This is a genomic window from Pseudofrankia sp. DC12, assembly GCF_000966285.1.
Taxonomy (GTDB): Bacteria; Actinomycetota; Actinomycetes; order Frankiales; family Frankiaceae; genus Pseudofrankia.
Window position 1 is genome coordinate 1581883 of record NZ_KQ031391.1, and the last position, 16945, is coordinate 1598827.

At 72.2% G+C, this 16945-nt stretch carries 19 protein-coding genes; 11 read left to right on the forward strand and 8 right to left on the reverse strand.

All coding sequences use genetic code 11. The features are described from left to right. The first annotated feature begins 211 nt into the window (after positions 1 to 211). The 3 genes from FRADC12_RS06400 to FRADC12_RS06405 all read left to right on the forward strand — a co-directional run bounded on the left by FRADC12_RS06400 (position 212) and on the right by FRADC12_RS06405 (position 2174). Positions 212 to 892, forward strand: coding sequence for a class I SAM-dependent methyltransferase (locus FRADC12_RS06400; protein ID WP_045875948.1), 681 nt, complete (start codon positions 212 to 214; stop codon positions 890 to 892). A gap of 181 nt (positions 893 to 1073) precedes the next feature. Then, positions 1074 to 1271, forward strand: a complete 198-nt coding sequence (locus tag FRADC12_RS29335) for a DUF4236 domain-containing protein (protein WP_084010490.1) — start codon at positions 1074 to 1076, stop codon at positions 1269 to 1271. 270 nt (positions 1272 to 1541) lie between these two features. Continuing rightward, complete coding sequence (locus tag FRADC12_RS06405) at positions 1542 to 2174, forward strand: MerR family transcriptional regulator (protein WP_045875949.1); 633 nt, start codon at positions 1542 to 1544, stop codon at positions 2172 to 2174. Positions 2175 to 2265: 91 nt separating this feature from the next. Here FRADC12_RS06405 and FRADC12_RS06410 read toward each other — a convergent pair whose 3' ends face one another. Continuing rightward, on the reverse strand, positions 2266 to 2997 hold the full coding sequence (locus tag FRADC12_RS06410) for a hypothetical protein (RefSeq protein ID WP_157488730.1): 732 nt from the start codon (positions 2995 to 2997) through the stop codon (positions 2266 to 2268). Between the two features lie 459 nt (positions 2998 to 3456). Between FRADC12_RS06410 and FRADC12_RS06415 the strand changes: the two genes are divergently transcribed. After that, a complete protein-coding gene (locus tag FRADC12_RS06415; protein WP_045875951.1) occupies positions 3457 to 3930 on the forward strand; it encodes a DEAD/DEAH box helicase family protein in 474 nt (157 codons plus the stop codon). Positions 3931 to 4081: 151 nt separating this feature from the next. Here the strand turns inward: FRADC12_RS06415 and FRADC12_RS06420 are convergent, their stop codons facing one another. Beyond that, positions 4082 to 5560: an ATP-binding protein gene (locus FRADC12_RS06420; RefSeq protein WP_084010491.1), complete on the reverse strand. Its 1479-nt coding sequence runs from the start codon at positions 5558 to 5560 to the stop codon at positions 4082 to 4084. 50 nt (positions 5561 to 5610) lie between these two features. Here FRADC12_RS06420 and FRADC12_RS06425 point away from each other — a divergent pair, with 50 nt between their 5' ends. Further along, the gene (locus FRADC12_RS06425; RefSeq protein WP_502685231.1) at positions 5611 to 6186 is read left to right on the forward strand and encodes an FAD-dependent monooxygenase; all 576 of its coding nucleotides are present in this window, start codon (positions 5611 to 5613) and stop codon (positions 6184 to 6186) included. A 162-nt stretch (positions 6187 to 6348) separates the two neighbouring features. Here FRADC12_RS06425 and FRADC12_RS28175 read toward each other — a convergent pair whose 3' ends face one another. Then, positions 6349 to 6831, reverse strand: a complete 483-nt coding sequence (locus FRADC12_RS28175) for a P-loop nucleotide/nucleoside kinase family protein (protein WP_198152803.1) — start codon at positions 6829 to 6831, stop codon at positions 6349 to 6351. 87 nt (positions 6832 to 6918) lie between these two features. Here FRADC12_RS28175 and FRADC12_RS06435 point away from each other — a divergent pair, with 87 nt between their 5' ends. The 5 genes from FRADC12_RS06435 to FRADC12_RS06455 all read left to right on the forward strand — a co-directional run bounded on the left by FRADC12_RS06435 (position 6919) and on the right by FRADC12_RS06455 (position 11789). Beyond that, the gene (locus tag FRADC12_RS06435; protein ID WP_198152804.1) at positions 6919 to 7479 is read left to right on the forward strand and encodes a GNAT family N-acetyltransferase; all 561 of its coding nucleotides are present in this window, start codon (positions 6919 to 6921) and stop codon (positions 7477 to 7479) included. Positions 7480 to 7739: 260 nt separating this feature from the next. After that, positions 7740 to 8531 carry an enoyl-CoA hydratase family protein gene (locus tag FRADC12_RS06440; RefSeq protein WP_045875953.1) on the forward strand — a complete coding sequence of 264 codons (792 nt, stop codon included), beginning with the start codon at positions 7740 to 7742 and terminating at the stop codon, positions 8529 to 8531. After that, positions 8531 to 9718, forward strand: coding sequence for an acyl-CoA dehydrogenase family protein (locus FRADC12_RS06445; RefSeq protein ID WP_045875954.1), 1188 nt, complete (start codon positions 8531 to 8533; stop codon positions 9716 to 9718). The genes FRADC12_RS06440 and FRADC12_RS06445 overlap by 1 nt, the downstream gene beginning before the upstream one ends. 26 nt (positions 9719 to 9744) lie before the next feature. Further along, complete coding sequence (locus FRADC12_RS06450; RefSeq protein ID WP_045875955.1) at positions 9745 to 10893, forward strand: acyl-CoA dehydrogenase family protein; 1149 nt, start codon at positions 9745 to 9747, stop codon at positions 10891 to 10893. Further along, the gene (locus FRADC12_RS06455) at positions 10890 to 11789 is read left to right on the forward strand and encodes an enoyl-CoA hydratase (RefSeq protein ID WP_045875956.1); all 900 of its coding nucleotides are present in this window, start codon (positions 10890 to 10892) and stop codon (positions 11787 to 11789) included. Before FRADC12_RS06450 ends, FRADC12_RS06455 begins: the two co-directional genes overlap by 4 nt. A gap of 441 nt (positions 11790 to 12230) precedes the next feature. On the opposite strand, the gene FRADC12_RS06460 is transcribed toward FRADC12_RS06455, so the two are convergent. The 3 genes from FRADC12_RS06460 to FRADC12_RS06470 all read right to left on the reverse strand — a co-directional run bounded on the left by FRADC12_RS06460 (position 12231) and on the right by FRADC12_RS06470 (position 14656). Continuing rightward, complete coding sequence (locus tag FRADC12_RS06460) at positions 12231 to 13121, reverse strand: CLIPPER-2 domain-containing protein (protein WP_045875957.1); 891 nt, start codon at positions 13119 to 13121, stop codon at positions 12231 to 12233. 211 nt (positions 13122 to 13332) lie between these two features. Then, on the reverse strand, positions 13333 to 14136 hold the full coding sequence (locus tag FRADC12_RS06465) for a L,D-transpeptidase (RefSeq protein WP_045875958.1): 804 nt from the start codon (positions 14134 to 14136) through the stop codon (positions 13333 to 13335). A gap of 64 nt (positions 14137 to 14200) precedes the next feature. Then, on the reverse strand, positions 14201 to 14656 hold the full coding sequence (locus FRADC12_RS06470) for a hypothetical protein (RefSeq protein WP_045875959.1): 456 nt from the start codon (positions 14654 to 14656) through the stop codon (positions 14201 to 14203). 271 nt (positions 14657 to 14927) lie between these two features. Here FRADC12_RS06470 and FRADC12_RS06475 point away from each other — a divergent pair, with 271 nt between their 5' ends. Then, positions 14928 to 15455 (forward strand): VOC family protein, encoded by a 528-nt coding sequence (locus tag FRADC12_RS06475; RefSeq protein WP_045879172.1) that lies wholly within the window; start codon positions 14928 to 14930, stop codon positions 15453 to 15455. A 59-nt stretch (positions 15456 to 15514) separates the two neighbouring features. Here the strand turns inward: FRADC12_RS06475 and FRADC12_RS34005 are convergent, their stop codons facing one another. Both FRADC12_RS34005 and FRADC12_RS06485 read right to left on the reverse strand, forming a co-directional pair. Continuing rightward, positions 15515 to 15889 (reverse strand): ClpX C4-type zinc finger protein, encoded by a 375-nt coding sequence (locus FRADC12_RS34005; protein ID WP_045875960.1) that lies wholly within the window; start codon positions 15887 to 15889, stop codon positions 15515 to 15517. A gap of 225 nt (positions 15890 to 16114) precedes the next feature. After that, positions 16115 to 16924 carry an SDR family oxidoreductase gene (locus FRADC12_RS06485; protein WP_045875961.1) on the reverse strand — a complete coding sequence of 270 codons (810 nt, stop codon included), beginning with the start codon at positions 16922 to 16924 and terminating at the stop codon, positions 16115 to 16117. Between the last annotated feature and the right edge of the window lie 21 nt (positions 16925 to 16945).

Genomic DNA, 16945 nt, shown 5'->3' on the forward strand with positions numbered 1-16945 from the left:
GCCCGCTCGATGATCGTGGCGGCGACGGCATCGCCGGCGAGGGCCAGCAGAGCCGGGTCGACAGTGGCCAGGTCCGCGGTCGTGGCCGCCAGCCCGAGCTCGCCGGCGAGATCTCCACCGGCCCCGGTGAGCCCGGACCGTCCGGGCGCCCCGTTTGCCGGATCGGCAACGGGATTGGCGATATTGGCGCCCGATAGGCAACGATAGCCAGGTGATCGACGACATCGCGCCAGGACCGCCCGCACCCGACGCCGCCGCGTCTGCCGACGGCTACGTGGGAGATCGCACGGTCGCGGCCAGGTGGGACGAGCGTTACGCCGACCGCGAGCAGCTGTGGAGCGGCCAGCCCAACGGCGCGCTCGTGGCCGAGGTCGCCGGGCTCACGCCCGGCCGTGTCCTCGACGTCGGCTGCGGCGAGGGGGCGGACGCCGTCTGGCTCGCGAGCCACGGCTGGGACGTGACCGCGCTCGAGGTCTCGGGCGTGGCACTCGAACGCGCGGCCCGGCACGCGGATGACGCCGGCGTCACCGTGCGCTGGGTACATGCCGAGCTCACGCACGCGAAGCTCGCGCCGGCGTCCTTCGACCTCGTCTCCGCCCAGTACCCCGCTCTGCTGCGCACCCCGGACGCCGCGGCCGAGCACGCGCTCCTCGCCGCGGTCGCGCCCGGCGGCCTGCTACTGGTGGTGCATCACGCGGGAATGGACACCCATCAGCCGCCCGACGGCGCCTTCGATCCAGCCGACTACGTCTGGCCCACCATGGTCGCCGCGCTCCTCACCGACGGCTGGAAGGTGGAGCTGCACGAGGAGCGCCCGCGCGTCGCACCCGACGGCGGCGCCGGCGCCCATCACGCCGACGACCTGGTCCTGCGCGCCCGCCGGCTGCACTGAGCTTTTCCCGCCGGCCGGTTCGCGGGCCCGTCGCAGGCTCGACCGGGACAGGCCGGCGGCCGAGCAGCCGTCCGCACCAAAAGGGTTGACTTGGTGGAAACGGGGGAAATTGTCGATCATCGCCGCCAAAGCCCGGCGCGTGTTCCGCGGAACACCTCACTGACAGTTCTGGAGCACTGACATGGGCCTGCGCTATACCCGTCGCCCCCGGATCGGCCCTTTTCACCTGAACGTGAGCGAGCACGGAGTCTCCTCGGTCACGCTCAAGCTCGGCCGCGTCTCCTGGCGTGTCTGGTCCAAGCAACGCACCAGCGGTCTTTCCAGCGTCGACCTTCCCGGTCCGTTCTCGTACCGGCGCGAGGGCCGCTCCCGCCGGTAGCGGCCGGCACCAGGGCTGCGGCGAGATCGCTCTCGGTAGCGTATGGCAACTCAAGGTAGTCGGATTCGGTCGGCACGGATAGGCCGGCAGCGACGTGAACCGCCTGTGGTTACTGGGTTTCCGGATCAACTCAAAGTACTTCTCCAGGCCCGACCAGACTGGAAGCGTAGTTTGATCAATCCGGACTGTTATCTTGCCGCAGCCCTGGGCCGGCACCGGCGGCCGGTCGAACCGGGTGGCAGCGATGAACAGTGGGCGTAGATTGCTGCCATGACGGGCGGTTCGCCGCTACCGGCCGCCGGAACGCGGGACGCGGGGGTCGGCGACGGGCTTGCGCCGGCCGGCGCGGGCCGAACGAGGAGCGCGCGGGCCGGCCTCACCACCGAGCGCCAGATCGCCTACTGGCGGCGGTCGGGGCTGTTGCGCCCGGGCGTGAACGACCTGGCCCAGGCGCGGACGATCGCGGCGCTGCGGCGAGCGGGCATCAGCGTGGCCCGAATCCGGGCCGCGGCGGACCGGCTGCGGGCGAGCTGGCCGGCCAGCGGCGGCGAGCCGGGATTCGAGCCGCTCTCCGGTGGGTTCGGGCCGCCCGACGGCCCGTCGTCCCAGGAAGCGCGGTTCGCCGTCGTGGCCGGTGAGCTCTTCATCCGCCATCCGGACGGCGGCTGGGAAGGCGACCGTCGGCCCGGCCAGCTCGTCCTCGACGGGACAGTCCCCCTGTCCGGTTCCCCCGATGCCGGAATGCCCGCGCCGCGGTCGCCGGTCTCGGGGCGGCGTCCGCACGCGGCCCCGGACCGCGAGGCCATCCTCCGGTTCGTCAGCCGCGAGGACGCCCGGCCCCGGCCGGGGCCCTCCGATCGCGGTCCGGGCCTTCACCGACGACCGGCCGCCGCCCATGAGTGACGATCGCCGGCCGGGTTTTCGCCTCCCCGCCTGAGTCCGGAAATCGGCCCCGGGCCGGGATGCGAGACGCGCGGGGTGTCGCGGACGGGTGTCAGCGTGCGGCGCGGCGGCGCCTGAACACGACCGCGGACGGCGGCCCGAGGAGACCGACACCGGCCAGGATGACGGCCAGCGTGTCGAGGGCGACGATCGAAGCCCCGTCGGAGGACGAGATCAGTTGGCTGTGGACGACCGCCGGCTGCCCGGAGCCGGCCGGGGCGGCGGTGGGCCCGGGTGTCGGCACAGCCTGCGTCGCCTGGCCGGCAGTGAGCGGGGACTCGGTGGGCTCGACGGTCGGCGGGGCCGCCGACGCGTCGCCGAGGCCCGCGCCCGGCGCCGGGGTCGCCGACGCGGCGGGATGCGTGGCAGTACCGCCGCCCTGCGCGGGACCGGAGCCGCCGCGAGAACCCGGCCCGGGCCCGGCACGGCCGGCCGGATGGCCGGGAGGACTGGTCGGCACGCCGCCGCTGGCGAGCAGTCCGCCGATTCCCCGGCTGATCTCACCGAAGACGCCGCCGAGGTCGGCCGGAGGCTGCGGGGCCGCCGACGGCCCGATGTTGACGTGGATGTCGAGCGGATGGTCGAAAAGCGGCCGGGTCATCCCGGCCGCCTCGGCCGGGCTGGCGGTCAGGACCGCGACGGGCGGGACGAGCAGAGCGCCGGCCACGAGGCCCCCGAGCACGGCCCGGCCGGTGCCCGTCCCGCGTGGCCCCGTCCTGCCGGCGCCTCCGGAGGCGGCACGCGAGCGGCCGGGCCGAAAATTAGCACGTCGCTGCGCAGCCATCGCCAGATCCTTCCCCCACCGTCAGTAGAGCAATTGTGCGAACAACTTGCGTTAAAGACACCGGTTCGCGCAGTCAATCCAACGACAGGGCGTGTCGACACCGGTCCAGTCGCATTTCTGACATGTACCGGAGGTTGTGTGGCCGCGGGCTTTCCAGGTCCGAAACCGAACATTCAGCGCCCATTTCTGTCACATCCGCGGGCCGGGCCGGCTCCGACGGGATCGGTGTAGAGGGTGTCGCTCGTATCTCTGAGCGTTGATCACCGAAGCCTGTGGGTTGGCTGCGCGACCGTTATCGGGTCGACGCCGGGGTGTTCTCCCTGGCCAGGTGGGGTGTGGAGAGCGCATCGGGCGGGCTGGCGAGCGGGGCGGGTCCACGGACCGGTGATCGCGGATGGTCCGGTTGCCGGAAGTCCGTTTTAAGGACTTCGGGGGCTCTGCGTTGGTACGCCCGTTAGTTTGGGCGCCGACCCGCGGCTGCGGGTGCTGTGGATCGCCGACCAGCAGGAACTGGTGGAACAGGCCGCGCGGACGTTCGTCGACCTCGCCACCACCCTTCCTGTGACGTTCGAACGCAAGCTGCGCCGCATCCACTCGATGGCGAGCGCGTCGACGACCCTCGTCGACGCCGACAACGACATCGTGGTCGTCACCCGGGCCAGCGTGACCGGCGGAAAGGCGGCGGCGGCCGCGCGGAAACGACTCGGCCGGTTCCTCACCGGGCGGCCCTGCGTGATCGTCATCGACGAGGCCCACCACGCGGTCGCTCCCAGCTACGAAGCCCTGCTCGACCACGTCTTCACGGTCGCGGACCCGGTGGTCGTCGGCCTGACCGCGACGCCCTGGCCGGCCCGGGACGGCAGCACGGCCATGAGGTGCGCGGTCAGCAGCGGCTCGGTGTCGAGTCCGCTCAGGTCATCGGCCAGGCGGTAGAGCAAGGCGGTGTCGGCGACGGCGGACGCCGCCGAGTGCGCCGCCAATGCCCTCGGCTGATCCCCGTCCGCCGCGGGCGTGGAGACGACGGCGCAAGGACAGAATGGACATCACCGGCGCCCGCTGGGAATGGATCGCGTCGAAACCTGGGTCAGGCGAAGACGTCGGCAGCGGTAACGCGCAGGACGTCGCTCGGAAGGTCGCCGGTCACTAATTCCCGTGCCGCGATCACGTACAGGGGTTCCGGGTCCGTTGGGCGTACGAGATGGGAGGCGTGCGCCTTCCGGACAAGCGTGCGCAGGACGCGGCTTCCTTCTTCGTGCCGGGCCCACTTCACCTCGGCGGCGAGGCTGAGTCGCCCTCCCGGCTCGCTGAGCATGGCGACGTCGATCTCCGCCGGGTCGGGCCGGTGCTGGTGCCAGAAGCGGCCAACCTCGACCACGGGCGCGAGTCTGGGATCATCGGCCATGGTTCGCACGAGGTGCGCGCGTACCGCGTCCTCCCAGCGGTCTCCCATGAAATTGTCGAACTGACTCTCCATCACACCGACCACCGAAGTGCCCAGGCCCTGGATGATGCCGGCCCGACGAGGCTCCGCTATGGCAAGCCAGAACGCCAGGAAGTTGTCGGCGACCCGGTAGTACGCCCGTCGCGGGTCAGCGTTGCGCCCGACCGGAAGCACCCTCTGGATCAGACCGAGGTCGGCCAGCGCACCCAGCGCCCGGGTCGGATCGATGCCCAACGCGCCCTTGATTTCGCCGAACCTGGTGCGTCCGGCGGCGATCGCCCGAAGCACCTGCTCTGGGATACGTTCACGGCGCCCGCCAGCGAAGTCCTCGGTCGCGAGGATCAGCTGGCCCTCATTGAGCAGTAGCCCATGTTCGCTTGCGACCAGTCGCGCGAGGTTGTCCCGGAACGGCGCCGACTGGTCCCAGAGGTCCAGGTAGAAGGGTGTGCCACCGCAGACGCCCCAGGCCTTGGCGCGCTCGGCCGGTGCGAGGCCAGGCAACATCAACGCCGCCTCGCTCGGTAGGAACGGGCGGACCTGCAGACGCAGGGTGGCCCGGCCGTAGAGCGGGGCGCGTTCCTCCTGTAGGGCCTCCATAGTCCGTACCGCCGAGCCACACAGGACCAGGCGGACGGGATGGTCGCCCATACCCTCCCAGATCGCGCGCAGCGCGCTCTCGATGTTCGGCTCGCTCTGAACCAGCTCGGGGAACTCGTCAATGATCACGACCAGCGGTGCTCCTGCCGCCGTTCGCCTGAAGATCTCGAATGCCTCGTCCCAGTCCCGAAACGGGCGACTGACCAGGTCGCGATCCTTCAGCCCGAGCGCTGGCGCGGCAGCTGCCGAGAGCGCGGCGAGTTCCTGGGCCGGCGCCCGGTTGCGCGCGACGTGGTAGATGGCACGCTTGCCTGCCGCCCAATGGGCCAGCAAATGAGACTTCCCGACCCGCCGCCGCCCCCAGACAACGCCAAGCTGTGGTCCGGGCCGCTCGAACCATTCGTCGAGCAGGGACAGCTCCTTGACCCGGTTGACGAAACGCACTGCCCCACCCCTGGTAGTGAGTCTGTCACTCCATCCTACCTGTGACCATCGCAGGCTACGACCATCGCAGGCTACGACCATCGCAGGCTACGAGGCTGATCTCGCTCGGCACCTCCGTGGTGGCGGGGACCGTGACCACAGGCCGGGGGTCTGGGCATCGCCCGGTCAGGACGAGGCGCGATCGGCGGTCCAAGCGTCAACGTCTACTTCCAGGCCGACCTCGGCTCGGTCGTGCGCGGCCGGGAGTTCAACCTCTGTCAGATCGAACACCCCGACGCACCGGGCGGGCTCGCGTCGGTCGATGGTCGCCGGCGATGGGTGTTCATGAGCCACAGCGGGGACGCCCATCGCGACTGGCCCGGTCTGCTGCGCACCGCGCTCGGGGTACCCGCGCACCCGATCTGCAGATCTTGAGCGTCCTCCCGTGGCAGGCGGAGATGCTGGTCGCCGACCGGTACTCCGCCGGCAGGGTGCACCTGGCGGGCGATGCCGCACATGTCATGCCACCGTTCGCGGCGAGCGGAGCCAACACCGGCATCGCGGACGGCCACAACCTCGCCTGGAAACTCGCAGCCGTCCTGCGCGGACACGCCGGGCCCGCACTCCAGAACAGCTACGGCGCCCGGCCGGCTGGTTCACAGCCGACCAATCCGCCCAGCGGGCCGACACCTTCACACTCGGCACACCCGATCCGACGCTGGCTGTAGGTTCCCCGGTTGATCTTCCAATCGGTCGCGCAGGTAGGGCCCAGCCTCAGTGTCACTAGGCGCAGAGCTGACTTACCGGGTTCCGATGGCACTTCTGCACGATGTGTCCAGCGGGTGGTCAGCGAAGCTGGGCTTGGTCGATCAGATTCGTGACGCGGGCTGTCAGGTCGGCGAGGTCGACGGGCCGGGTTGTGTCGACCTCGATGCGGTGTCCGGCGCCCATGGGCCGGTCGTACTCGGCGAGCAGGTCCGCGGTGAGCGGGTGAGCGGGGTAGGACGTGTGCGCCCTGGCGGCGAAGCGGCGGCCAGTTCGTCGGCGGGGCAGACGCAGTGGATCTCGATTAGATGTGCCTGCAACTGCCGCAGCCGCGTCTGTTCGTAGTCGCTGTGCAGGCGGAAGTTGGCCCCGAGAACAGCGGCTGGGCAGCGCTGGGCCAGGCGCCAGAGCAGCTCCATCGCGGCTCCCCCGATGCGACGGGACCAGGACAGATCGTCGACTGGTCGGCCCAGGGCGTCGACCAGCGTCTCCTTGATGTCGTCCTTGCAGATCAAGGGAAGTTCGAGGGCGCGGGCAAGAGCGGTGGCCAGCGTGGTCTTCCCGGCAGCCGAGGGACCGGACACCAAAATGATCAGTTGGTTGGTCATGATCTCTGGATCCACGGCGACGTGAGCCCGTCTCGTCATCTGGCGGTTCCGACGCCACGATCGACGAGGCGGCCCTACACTCTCGTAGTGATCAACAACGGGCGTGGTGACGCCGATGACGTGCGTGCCCCAAGGGATGTCTCGATCGTCCATCTGACCGGCACGACGTTCGTAGCCTTGGCGAGGGGCGACCTCGCCGAGGCCAACCGCACGAGTCCGGTTCCCCTTTCCGCGTTTCTGGCCGGCCCGGAAAGCCAGGGGGTGTGGCGGCGACGCTCACGGCAGGCCGAGGAGGACCCGGAGAGCCCGGCCTGGGTCACCGGCGTGATCTGGGACAGGCGCGACGAACTGGCCGTCGGGCGGGCCGGCTATCACGGGCCGCCGGACGACCGGGGAACGGTCGAGGTCGGCTATGCCGTCGATCCGCGGCACCGCCGACGCGGTTATGCGCGGGCCGCGCTGGAGGTGCTGCTGGCCAGGGCCGCTTCCGAACCGCGCGTGTGCACGGTTCGCGCGAGCATCCGGCCCGACAACGCCCCGTCCTACCTGCTGGTCGCCCAGTACGGCTTCCGCAAGGTCGGCGAGCAGTGGGACGACGAGGACGGACTGGAGTTCGTCTACGAGGTCGCGGCGGGGCACGCTCACTGAGGTTGGAGAGCCAGGCCCCCCTGGACGCGGGGTCCTGCCCCGACGCCGGTCCGGCTCCGGGACCTGGCCGTCCTGCCCAGCCTTGGGGCGCTTGTCAGGTAGGGCCTCTGCTCGGCGCGTCAGTGCACCGCGGTCAGCTCCGAGTCCGTCACGCGTCTTCGATCTTGATCGACATTGTAGGAGGCCACGAGGACGCGGATAGTACTGGTTCGCCAACCAAGCGCTTGTTAGAGTGCTCCCGGCTCCCTCCTGGAGGTTGGATGATCACCACGGTGGTGGACGGCGGGATCGCCGAGATCGTCGTCGACTACCCGCCGGTGAACGCGCTCCCGGTAGCCGGCTGGTTCGCGCTCGCGGACGAGCTGCTGGCCGCCGGCGCCGACCCGGCCGTCCGGGTCGTCGTCCTGCGCGCCGAGGGGCGCGGGTTCAACGCGGGCGTCGACATCAAGGAGATCCAGCGCGACGAGGGCCATCGGGCGCTCATCGGCGCGAACCGCGGCTGCTTCGCCGCCTTCGCCGCGGTCTACGACTGCGCGGTGCCGGTGGTCGCCGCGGTGCATGGCTTCTGCCTGGGCGGCGGGATCGGGCTGGTCGGCAACGCCGACGTGATCGTCGCCAGCGAGGACGCCACCTTCGGCCTGCCCGAGGTCGACCGGGGCGCGCTCGGCGCGGCGACGCACCTGTCGCGGCTGGTCCCGCAGCTGAAGGCCAGGGCGATGATGTACACCTCGGCCACCGCGACCGCCGCCGAGTTGCACGCGTTCGGCTCGGTCCACACCGTGGTCCCCCGAGCCCGGCTGCGGGACGCCGCCCGGGCCGTCGCCGCTGAGATCGCCGCGAAGGACCCGCGGGTGATCAGGATGGCCAAGGAGGCGTTCAACGGGATCGACCCGTGGGACGTCAAGCGCAGCTACCGCTACGAGCAGGGGTTCACCTTCGAGCTCAACCTGGCCGGCATCGCCGACGAGGTCCGTTCCGGCTTCGGCGCCACCCCGAAGGCCGGCCCGGCCTCGAACGGGACCAGTCAGAAGGCCGACCAGGGCGACGGCTGATGGACCTGACCTGGTCGGACGAGGACGAGGCGTTCCGCGCCGAGGCGCGGGCGTGGCTGACGGCGAACGTGCCGGCGACGCCGCTGCCGTCCGGGGACACCCGAGCGGGATTCGCCGCCCATCTCGACTGGGAGCGACAGCTCTTCGAGGCTCGCTGGGCCGTCGTCTCCTGGCCGCGGCGCTACGGCGGCCGGGACGCGAGCCTCTGGCAGTGGCTGGTCTTCGAAGAGGAGTACGCCCGGGCCGGTGCCCCACAGCGGGTCACCCAGAACGGGATCTTCCTGCTCGCCCCGACCGTCTTCGAGTTCGGCACCCCCGAGCAGCAGGACCGGATCCTCCCCCGGATGGCCGCCGGCCTGGACACCTGGGCGCAGGGCTGGTCGGAGCCCGGCGCGGGCAGCGACCTCGCCGGCCTGCGCTCCACCGGCGTCTGGGATGCAGAACAGGGCGGCTGGCGCCTGTCCGGCCAGAAGACCTGGACGACGCGGGGCGCGTTCTGCACCCACATCTTCGGCCTGTTCCGCACTGGTACGACCACTGAGCCGGCTTCGGACGCGGAAGCCGGGTCACGTCCGGGCCGGCCCGCCGGCAGGCATCAGGGGCTGACCTACTTCCTGGTGCCGCTGGACGCACCGGGGGTGACGGTTCGCGGCTTCGAACGCCTCGACGGCGACGAGGGCTTTGCTGAGATCTTCTTCGACGACGTCTTCGTTCCCGCCGAGAACGTCCTCGGTGGAGTGGACAAAGGCTGGCAGGTCGCGATGGCGACCACCGGCTCGGAGCGCGGCCTCACCTTGCGCCCACCGGGCCGGTTCCTGGCGACGGCGAACAGGCTCGTCGAGCTGGCCCGGGCCGCTCCCGATGGGCTGCCCGCGGCGGCGCGCGACCGCGTGGTGCAGGCGCACATCGACGCGCAGGCCTACCAGCTCTTCACGCTGCACCAGGTCAGCGGCCTGCTCAACGGCCGCCAGCCGGGGCCGGCGTCGAGCCTGAACAAGCTCTTCTGGTCGGAGCTGGACGTCCGCATCCACGAGACCGCCCTGGACCTGCTGGGCACCGGCGCCGAGCTCGACGGCCCGTGGAGCAAGGGCTTCCTCTTCTCGCTGTCGGGCCCGATCTACGCCGGCACGAACGAGATCCAGCGCAACGTCGTCGCCGAACGTCTCCTCGGCCTGCCCAGAGCCTGACCCGGGGACCGCGAGAGGGAGACGGCATGGATTTTGAACTCGACCCTGACGCGGCCGCCCTCGTCGAGGCGGTCATGCCGGTACTCGACGCCGAGGCGACCACGGCCCTCATCCGCGCCGCCTGGCCGACCGGCACCGGAGCGGCTGGCCTGGAGCAGGTACGCAAGGTCTGGGCGACCCTCGCCGACGTCGGTCTCGCCGGTGCGCTGGTCCCGGAGAGTGCGGGTGGGCTGGGCCTGACCATCTCGGACGTCGTCCCGTTGCTGGAGCGCGTGGGACAGGCCGGCCTACCGGTGCCGGCCGTCGAGACGGTCACGTTCGCGGCGCCGCTGCTGGCCGCCGCCGGCCATCCGGCGCTGCCCGACGTCGTCGCCGGCCGCGCGCTCGTCGCGGTCGCCACCCGGACCCCGGCCGGCCAGATCGTCGTGCCACACGGTCAGCATGCCGACCTGGTCATCGTCCCGGTACCCGCGTGGCCCGGCCGGCCGGCGACGGACGCGTTCGACGCCCTGGCGACGGGCGCCGCCCTGCTGCGGATCCACGCCGCCGGCGAGCTGGAACTCGCCCCGGTCGGGACCGTCGACGGTGCCCGTGGGCTGGCCCGCCTGACCTCGTTCCCGGCGGCGGGGGCCGTCCTGACCAACGACCCGGACGCCGCCCGCCTGGCCTGGTGGCGGGCGGCGGTCGGCACGTCGGCAGTCCTCGTCGGCCTGGCCGCCCGCCTGCTCGCGATCACCGTCGACCACGTCAGGACCCGCCGTCAGTTCGGGGTCCCGGTCGGCAGCTTCCAGGCGGTCAAGCACGCGTGCGCGTCGGCGCACCTCGCGACCGAGTTCGCCCGCCCCGCGGTCCTCGCCGCCGGGTGGCGGCTGGCCTACTCCCCCGACGACGATCCGGCCGCCGCGAGGGACGCGGCGAGCGTCGCGAAGGTGCTGGCGGCGGACGCGGCCCGGCTCGCGGCCCGGGTGGCGATCCAGTGCCACGGCGCGATCGCCTACACCACCGAATACGACCTGCACCTGTTCGCCAAGCGGGCCTGGGCGCTCATTCCCGCCTTCGGCGACCCGCAGTACCACCGCGCCCGGCTCGCCGAGCGCCTGGGCCTGCGGCCAGCGCCATCGGATTCCGTTTCGGCGCGCCTGATACCGCCTCCCGGAAAGGAGACGTCGCGATGACCGAGCAGATCGCCCAGCCGGCGCCGACGGCCGATGACGCCGAGCCCGCGGTGGTGCTGTACGAGGTGACCGGGCCGGTCGCGCGAGTCACGATGAACCGGCCCGAGTTCCGCAACGCCCAGAACTCGAAGATGACCTACGCCCTCGACGACGCGTTCTACCGCGCCGCCGCCGACCCCGAGGTGAAGGTCATCGTGCTGGCCGGCGCGGGCCGGCACTTCAGCGCCGGCCACGACATCGGAACCCCGGGGCGGGACGTCGACCAGTCGTTCGACCGGCGCGCGGGACTGTGGTGGGACCACGTCGGCGCGTCTGGCGCGGAGAACAGGTTTGCCCGCGAGCAGGAGGTGTACCTGGGGATGTGCCGGCGGTGGCGGGAGCTGCCGAAGCCGATGATCGCCCAGGTCCACGGTGCCTGCATCGCCGGCGGCCTGATGCTCGCCTGGGTCTGCGACCTGATCATCGCTTCGGTCGACGCGTTCTTCGCCGACCCGGTCGTGCGGATGGGCATCCCGGGGGTCGAGTACTTCGCGCACCCGTGGGTGATGGGCCCGCGGGCGGCGAAGGAGTTCCTCTTCCTGGGCGAACGCGTCGCCGCCGGCCGCGCGCTGGAGCTGGGCATGGTCAACCGGGTGGTCCCCCGGGACAACCTGGCCGCCGAGGTGACCTCGGTCGCCGAACGGATCGCGACGATGCCCCGCCTCGGCCTCGCCCTCACCAAGAAGGCGGTGAACCAGGCCGAGGACCTGATGGGCCTGCAGGCCGGGATGGACTCGGTCTTCGGCCTGCACCACCTCGCCCACGCCCACAACGCCGAGGTCGGCGCGGACTCCCTGGCCGGCCAGGACGCCCGCTCCATGCGCGACGCCCGCCGCGCGGCCGAGTCCACCGGCTGACCAGTCCTACTCCGCGGTTCAGAGGCCGGGGAAGTCGCTCTTGCGGATCTTGCAGTGGACGCCCTTGACGTCGTCGACGACCTGGCTGACCGCGAAGTCGGCGGCGGCGGACAGGTAGGCGACGCGGCCGCGCGGCCCATCCCGACCCGGGTGGCCAGGAAGCTGGTCGCGGCGCGGGTCGCCCAGCGCATGGCCTCGTCGAGGTCACGGTCCATCCCGACCGGAATCCAGTACGTGTCGGTCTCGCCGAACGGTTCGCGCAACGCCCCGACCAGCCGGTCGGCGTCGGCCCCTGGAGCACGTCGAGCACGACCGTCGCCGTCAGCGGCGCCCAACCGGCCAACCGCCGCGAGGACGAGACGACGTCGGCCGCACACCCGACAGGCTCGGCGCGCCCGTTGCGGACGCGCCGAGCCTGCTGCTTACGGCGTAGGCGCCTGGTCAGCCGGTGACCTGCGCCGGGGCACCGCCGATCGGACTCGTGCCGGCCGGGCCGGCACCACCCGCCGGGCCGACACCACCCGCCGGGCCGACACCACCGGCCGGGCCACCCACCCCGCCGACACCGACGCCAGCCACGCCGACACCACCGACACCCGTTCCGCCTGGGCCGAATCCAGCGCCATTGATCGGCACCGGGAACGGCACCGGCACCGGCACGACGGCAACGCCGCGGCCCACGCCGCCCGCACCGGCCAGGTTGTGCCCGGGCGCCAGCGGCGCCGCCGACGAGCCCGGGGCGGGACCGGCCGGCGTCACCGCGCCGGGCGCGACCGCGCCGGGCGCCGCGTCGGACACGAAGCCAGGCGTGGCGGCCGGGGAGGCGTCGGGGGCCTGGTCGGAGACGAAGCCGGGGGTGGCGCTGGGTGTGCCGACCGGAGTGGCGGCTGCCTGCGCCGCCTTGTCGTCGGGAACGGTGAGGCTGGCCGGCTCCGAGGTGATCGTGCCTCCGTCGGAGGGCAGCTCGCCGCTGGCGGTCGCCAGGTCGGTGATGAAGCCCTGGTCGAAGTCGGCCTGGGTGGTCGTGTAGGTCGCGGTGCAGGTCTGCGACGCTCCGGGGTCGAGCACGGAGTTCGGGCAGCTGATGGCCGACAGGTCGCTCCGCGAGTCCTGGATGCCGACGTTATAGAGCGTGGCGGTCCCGCCGTTGCCGATGACGTAGCTGTACGTGAGCGTCTGCCCCGGGCCGGTGAACCGGCCAGGACTCGACGACGACGTCAGGCTGAGCGTGGACGACTGGGCCGCGCTGGCGGTCTGCGGGCCGAGCGCGACCGCGGCGGCCGTGCCGAGCGCGAGCGCGGCCGGCGCGGCGACCCGCGCACAAATGATCATTGACCGGGTTCTGGACCCGGCTCTCCCGGCGATGCGCACATAAGCTCCTCGAGCATTCCCCGCCCCCGTTACCCCGAGGGAGCCATCGTCGGGTCGCGCGGCGGGATGCGGTTAACACTGCCGAGCACCACCATAGTCACTTAGCGTAATCAGATGACTACATTGCACTACTCGGCGTGTCGAAGGCCGGGTGCCCGGCCCGCCCGAGCCGTCAGAGAACCGGGCTGCCCACGACCGAGATGGGCGTACCGGCCGGGACCTGGCGCAGCCGGGCCAGGTCGGCCAGGTGCAGCCGGACGCAGCCGTGCGAGACCGCCGCGCCGATGGTGCCGATCTGCGCGTCGGCACCGAGCGGTCCGTGGATGCCGACGATGGCGTCCCCGGAGTTGGCCCAGTCCGTGATCTTCGTCGAGTGCGCGGAGGTGACGAGGATGAAGTCGCCATACCCGGGCCCGGGCGGGGGCGCGAACAGCGCGAGGAAGAAGTCGCCCGTCGGCGTCGGGTCATCCGGGGTGCCGACGCCGGCCGGCGCGTCCAGCGCCAGCTTGCCGTTCTGGTAAAGCTGCAGATGACGGGTGCGGACCGAGACGACGATCCGGTAGGCGCTGCTCACGAGGCGCACGTCGGCCGTGCGGATCCACGCGGTCGAGAAGTTCGGGCGCTGCGCCAGCCGGACCCGCAGCCAGCCTGGCCGCAGGTCGATGACCGGCAGTGCCGTCGGTGCCCCGAGCCACGATCCGGGCACCACGCCTGCGGCCTTCTTCGGGTCCGGAGCGGCGTACCGCGGGACGTCGTGGGAAAGCTGCGCGATCAGGGTGACCCCCGGTGGCAGCCGGAGATTCGCCAGTCCGGTGGCAGCCGGCGGGCTCGGCGGGCTCGAGGCGGACGGCCCTCCCACAGCACCCACGACCATGACGACCGCCGTGACCAGGCCCGCGACCGCCGCGGCCGCGCCGACGACGCGCCCCCACCGCCGCGCCAGCCACCGGCCCAGGGCCAAGGCCACCCCACCCACGACCTTCTCCTTCTCCTACAAGCCGCGCCTCAGCGCGACGCGGGGCGGCCAGCCGGCGCGGCCGTCAGCTGAGCTGGACGTCGCGCAGCACGCAGCGCAGGGCGTCCCTGCTCCGCCCGGCGGCGCCGGCTACGGAGAACGGAGCCGTCGCGCCCGGCTCGACGGCGGGCACCTTGACGACCCGGGTGTCGACGATGGTGCTGCCCTTGTCGGTCACGAAGTCGACGACGACCGAGTACGACCGCTTGTTCTTGGCCGAGTTGCGCACGGTGCCCGCGAGGGACCAGCCACCGTCCTTGTCCGGGCCGCAGGTGCCGGCCCTGGCATCGGAGCCGGCGCCCTTCGCGGGGTCGTAGGTCGGCACGGAGACCGGCACCGACGGGCCCGCTGCCGCCGCCGGCCGCGCCGACCCTTCCCCGGAACAGGCAGCCAGACCGCCGGCCAGCGCGATCGCCAGGCCGGCGGAGGCCGCGGCCCGCGCCGGGCGCCGCCGCGTCGCCGGTCTCGGTCCCATCACCATGTCGCGACTCCTTCAGGCCCGCGTCCGCCAGCCGATAGCGCAAGTCTCACCTAGTCATCACCTGAACACTATTAGCGACACCCAAGGCCCCATCGCGACGTGGCCGGCGAGCCAGGTGGCCCGGCTGGCGAGGGACGGTGACCTGGCAGACGTCCCTGCCCGGGGCTAGAACGAGTAGTCAAGGGACGCGCGGCCGCCGCGCCGATGGCGAGAACCGATGGCGAGAACCCGGTGCGGCCACAGCACCGGCAGCGCGGAGGGAGAGACGCCGGTGACCACTGACCCGACGCGGACAGCCGCCGCTACGGCGGGGCCCGGCGACTCCGAGATCAGCCAGCCCCGCTGGACCCATATCGCGCTGCCGTCCGGCGACCTGGACGCCTCGATCGCGTTCTACACGTCGATGACCCCGCTGGTCGTCGTCGCGACCCGAGAGGACCCCGACGGCCGCAACGCCTGGCTGTCCAACCCAGGCCAGTGGGAGACGCCGTTCGTCCTGGTCCTGACCGCCTTCAACGCGGCGAAGGGCACCCAGCAGGGCATCATGCGGCCCTTCGCGCACATCGGCATCGAGGTCCCGCAGCGGGCGGACGTCGATGCGATCGCCGCGAAGGCCCGGGCGAACGGCAGCCTGTGGTGGGAGCCCCGGGACATGCCGGACCCGGTCGGCTATATCTGCGCGGTGCACGACCCGGACGGCAACGTCGTCGAGTTCAGCCACAACCAGAAGGTGTTCGCGACCGTCCGGGAGCTCTGGGGGCCGGACCGCCGAGGACCGGGGCCGACATCTGGACCGTAGCTCGGCGGCCCGCCCCGGCAGGCGCGGCGCGTTCCGCGGAACGCGCCGCCCCCAAAGGATCAGTCCTCGCCGGAGAAGCGCTCCCACGCGGCCTGTTTCGTCACACCGAGGGCCTCGCCGATGCGGGTCCAGCTGACACCTCGTCGGCGCAGCGCCTCCACCTGGTGGTGGACGGCGGCGTCGACCTGAGCGACCGCGGCCTGAATCCGGGCCAGGCTGGCTAGCAGCTCTTCGTCGGACTGCTCGTCCCACGAGCCGAGCTCAGGTGCCGGAAGCGGAATGATCTGGTTGCAGAGATCGACGCAGACGTTGCAGATGTAGACGCCCGGGCCGGCGACCAGCTTGGCGACCGCGTTCTGATCCTTGCCACAGAACGAGCAGCGCACGGCCGACGGCTGGCTGCTTGTCGCGGTCGATGAACCGGAGCCCGCCATGCCGTCAAGGTAACCCTGACGCGCATGCTCGTCAAGGAAGCCCTGACGAGATCCCGGCGGGACGCGCGATCGAGGGCGACACAGGGGCGATCCACCTCAGGTGCCGCGCGGGGCCGGCCGCGTCCCGCGGAACGCGAAGATCGCCAAGACCACGTCGAGTCGCGGCCGGCGGGACGGGCGCGCGGCAACGACGCAATGGCCGAGGTCCCAGGCGAGCAGCCGGCGTCAGGTGTTCTTGTTGGTGGCCACGTAGAAGCCGGGCAGCTCGCCGCCGCCGTGGACCTCCAGGTCGGCGCCGGTGACGTAGCCGGCGAGCGGTGAGGCCAGGTAGAGGCAGGCGGCGGCGACGTCGGCGGGCAGCGCGGCGCGGCCCATCGGGACGACGGCGTCGATCGCGGCGGTCGCCTCGCCGTAGAAGCCGCCAGCGTCGACGGCCGTGTTCGCGAGCCCGACCGTCACGTGGTTGACCCGGACCTTCGGTGCCCATTCGAGCGCGAGCGACGAGGTCAGCGCTACCAGACCCGCCTTGGCCGCGGCGTAGGCGGCCGAGCCGGGCGCCGGGCGGCGGCCGGAGACGCTGCCGATGTTCACGATCGCTCCGCCGCCGGGCTGGGTCTGCATGACCGCGTTGGCGGGCTGGCTGACGTAGAAGGCGGCGTGCAGGTTGAGCGCGACGACCCGCTCGAAGAACCGGGGCGAGGCCGTGGCCGCGTCGGCGACCGGGCCGCCACCGGCGTTGTTCACCAGGACGTCGAGCCGGCCGAACTGGTCCACCGCGGCGGTGACGAGAGCCTTCGCCGCGGCGGGGTCCCGGATGTCGGCGGCGACGAAGCTGGCCTCCCGGCCGGCGACGGTCGGGAGGGTCTCCGGCCGCGACCGGCCGCAGACGAGCACCTCGGCGCCGGCCGCGAGGAAAGCCAGGGCGATCGACCGGCCGATCCCCCGGGTCCCGCCCGTCACGATCACCGCCCGGCCGTCGTACCGGGGGGCGTTGCCGGCCACGGCGACCGCCGCCGCGGTCTCGCCCTGCGCCATCAGACCGACCCCGTTCCCGCG

Excerpts from the sequence above, each read along its gene's own strand:
- FRADC12_RS06405 (WP_045875949.1), top strand. The coding sequence starts at position 1,542 with ATGACGGGCGGTTCGCCGCTACCGGCCGCCGGAACGCGGGACGCGGGG.
- FRADC12_RS06440 (WP_045875953.1), top strand. The coding sequence starts at position 7,740 with ATGATCACCACGGTGGTGGACGGCGGGATCGCCGAGATCGTCGTCGAC.
- FRADC12_RS34005 (WP_045875960.1), bottom strand. The coding sequence starts at position 15,889 with ATGGCGGGCTCCGGTTCATCGACCGCGACAAGCAGCCAGCCGTCGGCC.
- FRADC12_RS28175 (WP_198152803.1), bottom strand. The coding sequence starts at position 6,831 with ATGACCAACCAACTGATCATTTTGGTGTCCGGTCCCTCGGCTGCCGGG.
- FRADC12_RS06420 (WP_084010491.1), bottom strand. The coding sequence starts at position 5,560 with ATGGTCGTAGCCTGCGATGGTCGTAGCCTGCGATGGTCACAGGTAGGA.
- FRADC12_RS06410 (WP_157488730.1), bottom strand. The coding sequence starts at position 2,997 with ATGGCTGCGCAGCGACGTGCTAATTTTCGGCCCGGCCGCTCGCGTGCC.
- FRADC12_RS06450 (WP_045875955.1), top strand. The coding sequence starts at position 9,745 with ATGGATTTTGAACTCGACCCTGACGCGGCCGCCCTCGTCGAGGCGGTC.
- FRADC12_RS06445 (WP_045875954.1), top strand. The coding sequence starts at position 8,531 with ATGGACCTGACCTGGTCGGACGAGGACGAGGCGTTCCGCGCCGAGGCG.
- FRADC12_RS06470 (WP_045875959.1), bottom strand. The coding sequence starts at position 14,656 with ATGGTGATGGGACCGAGACCGGCGACGCGGCGGCGCCCGGCGCGGGCC.
- FRADC12_RS06455 (WP_045875956.1), top strand. The coding sequence starts at position 10,890 with ATGACCGAGCAGATCGCCCAGCCGGCGCCGACGGCCGATGACGCCGAG.
- FRADC12_RS06485 (WP_045875961.1), bottom strand. The coding sequence starts at position 16,924 with ATGGCGCAGGGCGAGACCGCGGCGGCGGTCGCCGTGGCCGGCAACGCC.
- FRADC12_RS29335 (WP_084010490.1), top strand. The coding sequence starts at position 1,074 with ATGGGCCTGCGCTATACCCGTCGCCCCCGGATCGGCCCTTTTCACCTG.
- FRADC12_RS06460 (WP_045875957.1), bottom strand. The coding sequence starts at position 13,121 with ATGATCATTTGTGCGCGGGTCGCCGCGCCGGCCGCGCTCGCGCTCGGC.